Annotated in this window: 8 protein-coding genes and 1 pseudogene; 5 read left to right on the forward strand and 4 right to left on the reverse strand. The window is 33.0% G+C overall.

Features of this window, described 5'->3' with window-relative positions:
- Nucleotides 1-9 precede the first annotated feature (9 nt).
- The 3 genes from ACP5P5_RS07785 to ACP5P5_RS07795 all read left to right on the forward strand — a co-directional run bounded on the left by ACP5P5_RS07785 (nt 10) and on the right by ACP5P5_RS07795 (nt 3,214).
- The gene (locus tag ACP5P5_RS07785; RefSeq protein ID WP_428285541.1) at nt 10-747 is read left to right on the forward strand and encodes a glycosyltransferase; all 738 of its coding nucleotides are present in this window, start codon (nt 10-12) and stop codon (nt 745-747) included.
- Nucleotides 748-750: 3 nt separating this feature from the next.
- Complete coding sequence (locus ACP5P5_RS07790; RefSeq protein ID WP_428285542.1) at nt 751-1,761, forward strand: STELLO glycosyltransferase family protein; 1,011 nt, start codon at nt 751-753, stop codon at nt 1,759-1,761.
- A gap of 238 nt (nt 1,762-1,999) precedes the next feature.
- Nucleotides 2,000-3,214 (forward strand): hypothetical protein, encoded by a 1,215-nt coding sequence (locus tag ACP5P5_RS07795; RefSeq protein ID WP_428285543.1) that lies wholly within the window; start codon nt 2,000-2,002, stop codon nt 3,212-3,214.
- 68 nt (nt 3,215-3,282) lie between these two features.
- Here the strand turns inward: ACP5P5_RS07795 and ACP5P5_RS07800 are convergent, their stop codons facing one another.
- The 4 genes from ACP5P5_RS07800 to ACP5P5_RS07815 form a co-directional block, all read right to left on the reverse strand.
- Complete coding sequence (locus ACP5P5_RS07800) at nt 3,283-3,885, reverse strand: hypothetical protein (protein ID WP_428285544.1); 603 nt, start codon at nt 3,883-3,885, stop codon at nt 3,283-3,285.
- A gap of 152 nt (nt 3,886-4,037) precedes the next feature.
- On the reverse strand, nt 4,038-4,835 hold the full coding sequence (locus tag ACP5P5_RS07805) for a hypothetical protein (RefSeq protein ID WP_428285545.1): 798 nt from the start codon (nt 4,833-4,835) through the stop codon (nt 4,038-4,040).
- Nucleotides 4,836-5,040: 205 nt separating this feature from the next.
- Nucleotides 5,041-5,838, reverse strand: a complete 798-nt coding sequence (locus ACP5P5_RS07810) for a tetratricopeptide repeat protein (RefSeq protein ID WP_428285546.1) — start codon at nt 5,836-5,838, stop codon at nt 5,041-5,043.
- A 57-nt stretch (nt 5,839-5,895) separates the two neighbouring features.
- Nucleotides 5,896-7,944: a tetratricopeptide repeat protein gene (locus ACP5P5_RS07815; RefSeq protein ID WP_428285547.1), complete on the reverse strand. Its 2,049-nt coding sequence runs from the start codon at nt 7,942-7,944 to the stop codon at nt 5,896-5,898.
- A 764-nt stretch (nt 7,945-8,708) separates the two neighbouring features.
- On the opposite strand from ACP5P5_RS07815, the gene ACP5P5_RS07820 reads away from it, so the two are divergent.
- On the forward strand, nt 8,709-9,227 hold the full coding sequence (locus ACP5P5_RS07820; protein ID WP_428285548.1) for a T9SS type A sorting domain-containing protein: 519 nt from the start codon (nt 8,709-8,711) through the stop codon (nt 9,225-9,227).
- A 149-nt stretch (nt 9,228-9,376) separates the two neighbouring features.
- Nucleotides 9,377-10,788: pseudogene (locus ACP5P5_RS07825) on the forward strand (hypothetical protein); the annotation flags it as partial.

Genomic DNA, 10,788 nt, shown 5'->3' on the forward strand with positions numbered 1-10,788 from the left:
TTACCTTTCATGTATTATGATAATAATTGGGCTGTAGTAATACCAATGGCTAATGAAGAGTCAGAATTTAAGTTATTTACTGATGAACTGTTAATGGTATTAAACCGACTACAATCCGGTACCGTTTATTTGGTAGTTGATACTGTCTCAAAGGATCGAACTTTGGAACTTTGTCGAGAATTGTCAACAACGGATGAACGCTTTATAACAGTTTATGCACCTGAAAACAAGAATGTAGTGGATGCCTACATACGTGGTTATAAAGAAGCCTATAAAAACGGACATGATATCATAATAGAGATGGATGCTGGTATGAGCCATGATCCTAAAGCCATTCCCATGTTTTTAAGGGTATTAAATGAAGGAAATGAATGTGCCTTTGGCAGTAGGTTTATTAATGGTGGCTCAATGGTCAAATCGCCATCATCTAGAGTTTTTTTATCGCGAGCTGGTACATTTTTATCTAATGTTTTATTAGGAACTAAAATGTATGATATGACATCGGGTTATCAAGGATTTCATGCAGCGATTGTTAAAAAAATAATTGAGTATCCCTTATTGTCTAAAGCTCATTTTTATCAAACTGAAATCAGGTACTTGTTACGCAAGTCAAAGTATGCTGAAATCCCCATTCACTATCAGGCACCCTCACCCAGTGTTTCTAAAAAAGCCATAAAAAACTCATTACAGGTTTTGTGGCATTATTTTGCTAATCGGTTTACCCAAAAACATCCTAATCAATTGTAACTCATGAGTGAAAAAATTAGTTTAGTCATAACATCCATTGCTTCACCCAATGCGGTTTTAAAAAGCTATGCACAAATGTGTAAACAGCATTCGGTAAATTTTATTGTGGTCGGGGATACTAAATCGCCCAATGATTTTTTTATTGACAATTGCCAATTTTTATCTATTGATGCACAACATGGAATACATAATTCTTTCTCACGTTTATTGCCTGTAAAACACTATGCCCGGAAGAATATGGGTTATTTACAAGCTATACAGCAAGGTAGTACCGTTATTATTGAAACTGACGATGATAATTTTGGGAATGATAATTTTTTTAATTTTTTTCCTCAATCAAGTACTCAATTTCATTATGAGGTTACTGGTAAATGGGTGAATATTTATCAATATTTCACCCATAAGAATATTTGGCCTCGGGGATTACCGTTAGACTGTATTTTGGATGATAGTGCTGATTTTTCAAAGGCTCAGTTACAAAATATTAATGCTCCAATACAGCAAGGTTTAGCCAATGATAATCCGGATGTTGATGCAATATATAGGTTAGTAAATGATGAACGTATTCAGTTCAACCATAATGCACCAATTGCATTGGGTAAACATACTTGGTGTCCATTTAATAGTCAGAATACGGTATGGTATAAAGAGGCATTTCCATTATTGTATTTACCTTCCTATTGTAGTTTTAGAATGACTGATATTTGGCGCAGTTTTATTGCCCAAAGAATTGCATGGGAAAATAATTGGCAGGTATTATTTTATGCACCCACTGTATGGCAGGAGAGAAATGAACATAATTTAATGCGTGATTTTGAAGATGAGGTACCCGGGTATTTACATAATAATGAAATAAAGAAAACTTTAGAATGTTTATCATTAAAAGGTGGTGCCAATAATTTAGGGGATAATTTAAAACGTTGTTATGAAGCATTGGTGCAGCGGCAATACATTGGTGAATCTGAAATGCCATTGCTTGAAGCATGGTTAAGGGCATTGGATGAGATTTCATGAATATATTATTTTCAGCCTTTAAGGTTCAAATGGATAAAATAAATGTGCTAATTTTTACTTAATGCATAATAAGATTAAATTTTTTTTAATACAGTATCTGCCACTACTGACTATTGTATGGTGTGTTTTTATGCTTTTGTCACTAAAAACCGGATGGCTTAATATTTTTTTTTATGATTCAGATAATCTTCATGTACAGGGTATTGACTATTTTGCTTTGCCCAAAACATTTTTAAATTTGAAGGAAGGGATAAGTATGTTTGATACGTGGGGAGGAGCCCCTTATGGTCCATATGCAACCTGGTATTTAGGTCATCCTGCATTTGGTTTATTTGTGTGTAGTTGGTTTGCATTCTTTGCCCCATGGACCAGCTATTGGCTTTTCGTATTGTTTTCATTCTCGCTCATGGTTTTGGCAGCCTGGTTAATGGCTAAGGAAGCATCCAATACACTATCAAAGCGGTTAATTTGGTTTTTAATGTTATTCGGTCTCCCTATATTTTGGATGTTTTATGTGGGCAATATGCACGCACCATTAATTCTTGCTTTAACATTTATTTTCTTGGCTTTGCATCTTTTTTCTCTACCCATTAATAGCCAACATAATGAAAAATTGGCCAATAAATATTTAATGGCGGGTTTATTAATTTCTTTTTTCAGTAAACCTATTGTTTTATTAATGTTGCCATTATTATTATTGTTGAAGAAAACACGAAAGACTACATTTATTAGTTTAATCATTTACGGAATAGTATCCTTGCTTTTTATTGTTGTACCGTTTCTAAATCCGGAGGCAATTGGATTTAAAAATATTATTTATCTTTTATCCAATCCTGATTTTGTTAAACAGCATATGAACATTTATCAAAACCAATTTGTGCTAAATGCTTATATGAAAGACAACAGCATACATTGGTTCAACTTAATTGCACAAAGTGATTATAGATTAATGCATATAGATGTTTTTTCATTCCCTGTTTTTTTCGATACATTATTAGGCTATCCATTAAATGCTGGTTGGTATAAACTTCCCATATACATTACTTTGTTTCTTTCATTTTTGATACCTTTCATTCAAAATAAAGAAACCAAATACCAGTTAGCCCTCTTATTATCAGTAAGTATTTCGCTTACTTTTTTTCTGAGTTATAATACTGTTTGGGAATATCAATATGCTTCATTATCGCCTGTATTGGGCATTTTTGTATTGCAATATAACAGAAAGGTATTTTACAGAAAGTGGATTCCGTTATTGCTATTCATTTGTTTTATTAGCAGTTTACCCAATTTTTATTTTTTACTTAGAGGGAAAGAAATTTCCGCTATCAGCTTATTCTTAATTCGATTTAATCATATTCTTCCGGTAATTGTATTATTTATCTTTTCAATTTTCCTTATTGTAAAGAAACTAATTGCTAGTGATATCAATTTTTCAAATATAATTGCTAACTAATTTGAAAAAAGTTAAATAAATGTCTTCGAAAATAACTATTGTGATTCTAAAATTTTAACCGATTTTTATTATTCATAGGGTTGAACAATGAATTTTGATTGATTATTTAAATAATTTAAATAATCTTTTCTGAAATAACCAACACAACCATATTCAGGAAAGCCTTTATTGATGATTTCAGCTAATTGATACCTTTCCTTAAAGGAATAATCATTAAATATGTTTTTAAATATCATATTATCCCACGTAGTTGGGTTTGTATAATAATCATTAGCTCCTTGTAAATTTATCATGTTCGCCTTGAATGTTTGTGCCATCAAAATTTCAGGTGCTAATTCATAGAACGTTTCTTTATCAAATGATTCATGTCCTTTTGGACCAACTTTTATGGTATTGGCATGAGCCATAAGGGTATTGTTCAATCCCATCATATCAATTATATTTCCTTTATATCCATAGGCTATTCCACCTGCTGAGCCATATCCAATTTTTGGCAATGAATCTTCAAAAATGATAGATAAGATTTTCCCATTTTCTCTTTCATTAGCAGCAATATAAAACTCATTTGAAATACTAAACTGATAATTAGCTACTGATTCAGATAAATTTTGGCTATTTTTAAAATAAAGCCAATTCTGGTAGATGTTTTTTGAAATCCAAATTCCCCCCACAATCAAAAATATATAGGTGTAATAAAACGATTTCTTTGTAAAATAAAATAATGGAATCAAAAATATAAAATACAGTATAGGATAAATTGGTTGATACATTCTAAAACCATGAAAATGATCCGCACCTTCTAAAATTGGAATTGTTATACCAGTTATGTAATTAGAATTATTATAAAACCTAATAAAAATGTAATACTGGTATTATTTTTTATGTATTCAATTAAAATAAAGGTTGTGCTAAGTGCTAAAAATATAACTAATACTACACCATATTGTTTTATAAAATTTTCAAAATAATTGAATCCATCACTTATCGTCTGTTCAAAGGATGCTGATACCTTTGCATAGAATGTATTTGGGAAAGGATATTTAAAATAAATAAGTCGGAATATTGTGCGAATTATAAAACTAACTGTATAGCCAATAATTGGTTGTATGATTAGTTTTATTGTTTTATTAAAATTTCTTGTTTGTAAATGAATGATAAAAGCAAACAAGGTAATAAAAGCAATTCCCCAAATAATAGCCTCAGGCCTTGTTAAAATGAGTGTGATAAGGAGTAGGGAAAGTAAAATAGCTTTTTTTTCTTTGGAAATATCGCTATCAAATAGTAATTGTATAAAGTAGCAAAAAATGCTTATAAGTATAAAACTATATAAGCCTGTATCCATTAATGAAATGACATTCCATCCGAAATATAATGGATTACTAATTAACCAAGCTAAAAATCCTATTTGTAAACAAATCCTAAGCTTTTTTGAAAAAGCTAATTTTTTAGAAATTAAATGAATTGTATATTGAATAAGCAATATGCTTATTATAGATAAAATTAAATTAAAAAAGAATATTAGAACTTCAGGATTAGGTGTTATTAGATAAAAAGCACTGCAAATTATAAAATAAAAGAAGCAAGTAAATCCTTCAACATGTTCTCCACCAACATTGTACACAATACCATTCCCATGTACAAAATTTTTAGCATAAACAAATAAAATATTCGCATCATCTGTTCCTATTAATGGTTGATTGATAAATGTAAAAGAATAATAACATCCAATTACTATACATACAAAATAAATAATTTATATGTATGTATTTTCCCTTAAAAAATTCATCTATAACTTCTTTGAAAAAATTTCTTGACTTTATTTTAAATTATTCTGGTTTATTATCATTTTTTTCTTGCTGCGCCCATGCTATATTATTTTTAGCTAGTTGATTATTAGGATCTGCAGCAAGGGCTTTATTAAAATTTTCAATGGCTTTATCATATTCTTTTTGGAACACCTTCGCTGTGCCTATATTATTGTAAAATATGGAACTTGCAGAAGGATACTTTTTCAATCCATCACTCCAAATGGCTATGCTCTTATTATATTCTCCTACTTGCATGTATAAAAGTCCCAGTTGAATGTAAAATGCCTGGTCCTGCTTATCGGGTGTTTTTGTCAATAAGGTATTGATGATATTAATGGTTTTTTGTTTTTCATCTAAGCCCCATTTTAAATTATTTTTTGCTAACTGAAAACTAGTATCAAGGCTAATGGCTTTTTTGCATGCATCAATACCCAATGTATAATTTTTTAACATAATATTGGCTACACCTAAATTATTATAGGCATTGGCATTATTGGGTTCTTTTTTAATTAATTTTTGTAAGGGTTGAATGGCTTTTCCGGGCATTTTTGCATTAATGTATGCAGCTGATAATGCCAATATGTTGGCAGCACTCGGATTAACATTGACTGCTTTTTCAAGACTGGCCAATAAATTGCTAAGACTATCTGTATTTGATTTTTCTAAGGTATAATTATTTTTTTTCGGTGCACTTGAAATTAAAATGGCTATTGGTATTGCCATTACAATAACAACTCCTGCAATAATTAATATTCGCTTTACTAAAGGGTTGATGGCATTGTTTTCCATATTGCTGTTTGAGTTAGTTTCGTTCATTTTATGAATATGTTTAAAAAGTTTAATAAAATTTATAACAAAAATAAATATTGGCTACTAATTTTTTAGTGCCCTTAACGCAAATTGAAGATTGTTTTTTGCAATTGTAAAATCAGGTTTTAGTTCAATGGCTTTTTCTAATGCAGGTATGGCTTTTTTGTATTCTTTCAAAGCAATGTAACTAGAGCCAATGTTGTTGTAAGCTTCAGCAAAATTGGGCTTGATTTTTAAGGCTTTTTCAGCAGCTCTAATGCATCCAGTGTAGTCCCCTTTTTGGTAATAGCCTAAACTTAAATCAATGTATTTATTGGCATCAGGTTGCGCATCAATTAAACTTTCCTGCATATCTAAACCATTTTTTTGTGCTTCAGCCATAATCAAATATTCCTTAACAGAAGCATTATCAGGGATCAACTTTTGTGTTTCCAGTGCTAAGTTTTTTAAGGCAGACCATTGACCGGTTTCACTATAAGCACGCATTAAGAGCAGTCTGGCATCTATTTGTGCAGGCGATAATTCCAACGATTTTTGTAAGTAGGGGATAGCTACCGTATAATGCTGATGGTTCATTAAATATCTTCCATAAAAAAACCAACTTTCAGGATAGGCCGGACCTAAAGCTAATGCACGTTTAAAATAGGTTACAGCGGCTGTAGTGTCTCCTTTAATATCATTGATGATAGCCAAATTTATTTGTAAAGCATGATAATTAGGTAATAGTTGTAAGGCCCGAATAAAATATTTTTCTGCCGTAGCATAATCTCCTTTATTCATTTGTGTTAATCCATAATTCATTAATCCTCTTCCATTATTTGGACTATTTTCCGTTACATTCTTCCACAAACTTTCTTCTGTGTGCCATACCTTATTTCTATTGATAGTTGCATAAGCATATACACCTAATAATAAAAGTGCTGCAATTGCTATAGATGTTTTATAAGGTAATGCATTTTTTTCAAACCAAATTTTCAATGGTTCTAAAAATAACCCTATTGTCCATACTACACTTATCATTAAGCCAATATATGGGAAGAATATTCGATGGTAGTTTAATACTTCTGCCAAAGGGAAAATGCTGGAAGTTGGAATTAAAGCCAAAAAGAACCAAAAAATTCCAAAACTAATGGGCTGCCATTTTTTATTAAATGACGTAATAATAGCAACAACAAGCAATGCTACAACAAATAAAATACCGGCAATAAATCTAGGGTCTGTTATACCAGGTAGTAACCCCCAGTCGGTATCAGCACTTAACCCTATGGGTAAAAAGTAAATTCCAAAATAATGTGCAATAATGTAAGGCTGGGTAATTAAATATTGAAGTGTAGAAGTTCCACCGGGAATCCAACTGGGCGGGGTCATTTTATCAATGAATACATACATTATTCCGCATACTATAAACACAGGAATTATTTTTTTGATTAGTAGAATAACCTGTTGCCTGTGTTTTGATTGAAATAATTGTTGCAGATTGAGATTGTATTCAAAATATAACAAATAAAAGAAGAAAATGGGGGCAAACATTACAGCAGTGGGTTTGGCCAAACTCCCAATTAAAATGGGTATGAGGTACAAATAATTTTTTCTGAATTTTGGCCAATATTGGTACACAACAAAACCTAAAACTACAAACATGGTCGATTGCAAGTCACTTCGGGCAATGATATAATTAATGGTTTCCGCATTGGCAGGATGTAACAAATACCAGGCTACTCCAAAAGCTGCCAGCCAAATGTTGCGTTTGGTATTGGGTTGCACCAAGTTGAATAATTGAATAAAAAAATAGAAAAGCAATATGCCTTGCAATAAAAAAACAATAAAATCATCTAACTGAAACCAAAATGGAAAGTAACCTCCTGCTAACCAATAATCAATGGCTAAAGTTAAACTTACAATTGGTCTGTAAGATTGGTTTTGCGGCAATGTACTAAAAGTGGTGCCGTCCACAAAAAACCTCGGTATATGCTTAAGGCTTCTTATATATATATTGTTTACTATGGTATGGCTATCATCGAAATGGAAAGTATTAGAAAAATGGTTCCAATATACCATAGTTGTTGCCAATAAAATACCAAGTAAAATAGTATACGTAACTTTTTTTTTCATAATTAGGGTATCAGGGTTGCCGTTAAATGTGGTGTTATGATGTAAATATATTGTATGCTTGCTTTTAATAATTCGGCAAATTTCAAAAAATGTTTGTTTTTTAAAAAAGAAAGCTAAAATATGCTCAATTTATTTGAAAGGTTAACTTCAGCAATTGCCAATTGGTTTAAGCATCATTTAAAATTAGCTATTACATATTGCTTTGTTGTTATCTATTTTCTTGTATAATTTTTAGTTTGATAGAGGAGATATATTTTCTTTTTTTGTGGAAAAAAAGCCCCTTTTTATTTGTTTTTTTAGTAAAATTTAATTATCTTTAACTAGTTTACATATTCTGATCTGTTTTAATAGAATTATTCTCGTCCTACTTAAACGGCTATTTAGTAACAGGACATTTGTAGGTACCTGGTTCGAGACAAATTCGAGGCAAGTTCGACCTTTGTTCGAACAAATGCCCATTCTGCTTGCTTTTCATTGGGCTTGTGTCGAACATGGGTCGAACAAATTTCAAAAAAATACCAAAAAAGTTAAGAAAAATAGGCGTTTCACTGTTGTTCCACGGACTTTTTTATTAAGTATCTATTTTTTAATGGGCTTAAAATAATTGAAGATTAATTGCTTATTCGGGGTGGCTTTTATAAAATTCGATGGGTTTCTATCCTCCTTCAAATGAATGTAACAATTAAAATAAACTTAGTGTAGTTATTACATAAATTTGGTACTTTGAAAACTTTTATTATTTTTGTAGTCAAATCACTACAAGCATGTATAGAAATCTACGCAATTTTATCGTTATTCTCGCAGCAATTTTCGCTGTAAATAGCACTGTTTCTGCGCAATCTATTCAACGTCAGGTAGTAGCAACAGCAGGCGGTTATACCAACCAAGGTAGTGTGGCCATTTCTTTTACCGTAGGAGAGCCTGTAGCTGATTTATTTCCGAATGTGTTCCAAGGGAAAGCCATAACAGCAGGTTTTCAACAACCCGATCCTGAAATTCAAGAGAATATATATCGCGATTCCAGTAACTATTTCGTTTTATTTCCTAATCCAACCATTGATGGAAAAACAAAATTAGGATTCAGAGATGTGCCCAATGGAACTTATACCATTGATATCATTGATGCGTTGGGAAGGGTACTTCAAACAACTACCGTTGAATACTTTAATCATAACTTCTTGTATGTGGATTTAGATGTTACCAATTTAGCACGTGCGGTTTACTTTATAAGAATAAGAAGTGATAAAAATTTCCGTGGAGAGTTGAAGTTAATGCGCTTGTAATTTCATAAAAATGGGTGATTTTAATGTCATATAAAATTTAATACCTACTGTAGCGTTTAACATTTTATTATAAATACATTTATTTTTGTATTATGATTTGTTAATGAGATTTTAAACGTAGTGAGATAACAACCTTAAACCTTGGAAGTGTGAAAAGAATTTTACTAACCTTCTGCTTATTGATCGGCGTTATTGCTGTATCCTATGCACAACCGCAATCCTTTAAATATCAGGCGGTTGCCCGCGGCTTAAATGGAGCCCTTTTGAGCAATCAGCAAATTAATGTACGGATCAGCATATTATTAGGAACCAGCCCTAATCGTACCCTTGAATACCAAGAGGTACAAACCGTTACAACCAACCAATATGGTTTGTTTTATTTAGACATTGGTAAAGGTACACCTACTACCAGTGCTAAATTTACTGATATTGACTGGGCCAGTCCACTTCAACAATACATTCAAACTGAAATAGATTTAGGCCAGGGTTATATAAATATGGGTGCCTCAGAAATGCTGAGTGTTCCTTACGCTTTATATGCATTAAACTCACCAAAAGGGCCTACCGGGGCTACCGGTGCCACCGGAGCTACCGGAACAGCCGGTGCTAATGTTTTAACTGGTTCCGGTGCTCCTGCACCAACTTTGGGTTTTAATGGCGATAGTTATATTGATATTGTAACAGGTAATGTTTATACTAAAAATGCAGGTAGTTGGATAAACTCAGGGGCGACTTTAAAAGGAACTACAGGAGCAACCGGGCCAACAGGACAAACCGGGGCTTCTGCTTTAAGCGGAACCGGAGTGCCCAACAATAGTTTGGGTAACAATGGCGATACATATATTGACAATTCCACGGGTATTATATATACCAAATCGGGTGGGGTTTGGACAAGTACGGGAAATAGTTTGATGGGAGTAACCGGCGCAACAGGAGCGGCCGGATTTTCTGCTTTAAGTGGTTCCGGTACTCCGGCCAATACTTTAGGTAACAATGGCGATACTTATATTGATAATATTACAGGTATTATTTATGTGAAATCGGGTGGAGCTTGGATTAGTTCAGGCAAATCTTTAATGGGCGCTACTGGTGTAACCGGACCTACCGGTGCAGTGGGTGCCACAGGTGCACAAGGTGTACAAGGTATTACCGGTAATACAGGAGCTACCGGTGCATCCGGCGCCTCTGTAATTAGTGGTAGTGGAGCACCTTCTAATGGTACAGGCAATAATGGTGATACTTATATTGATATCACCAATGGAAATATTTATCAAAAATCTGGTGGTATTTGGGTAAATAGTGGTGCATCTTTTATGGGTGTAACTGGCGCTACGGGCCAAACAGGCGCACAAGGGGTAACTGGTGCCACAGGTCCACAAGGCCCTGCCGGTGTGAATGGAACAAATGGCTCAACCGGAGCAACAGGTGCAACTGGTCCGCAAGGAGCCACTGGAAATAATGGTATAGATGGTGCAACCGGCGCAACCGGTGCTACTGGTCAAACAGGAGCTACAGGTCCGCAAGGAGCTACAGGTAATAATGGTGTAGATGGTGTCACAGG

Origin of the sequence: Hydrotalea sp. (genome assembly GCF_049968455.1) — a bacterium.
Taxonomy (GTDB): Bacteria; Bacteroidota; Bacteroidia; order Chitinophagales; family Chitinophagaceae; genus Hydrotalea.

What these genes read in the sequence shown, in the direction of transcription:
- ACP5P5_RS07785 (WP_428285541.1), top strand. Translation starts at nt 10, where the DNA reads ATGTATTATGATAATAATTGGGCTGTAGTAATACCAATGGCTAATGAA.
- ACP5P5_RS07820 (WP_428285548.1), top strand. Translation starts at nt 8,709, where the DNA reads ATGTATAGAAATCTACGCAATTTTATCGTTATTCTCGCAGCAATTTTC.
- ACP5P5_RS07810 (WP_428285546.1), bottom strand. Translation starts at nt 5,838, where the DNA reads ATGAACGAAACTAACTCAAACAGCAATATGGAAAACAATGCCATCAAC.
- ACP5P5_RS07790 (WP_428285542.1), top strand. Translation starts at nt 751, where the DNA reads ATGAGTGAAAAAATTAGTTTAGTCATAACATCCATTGCTTCACCCAAT.
- ACP5P5_RS07815 (WP_428285547.1), bottom strand. Translation starts at nt 7,944, where the DNA reads ATGAAAAAAAAAGTTACGTATACTATTTTACTTGGTATTTTATTGGCA.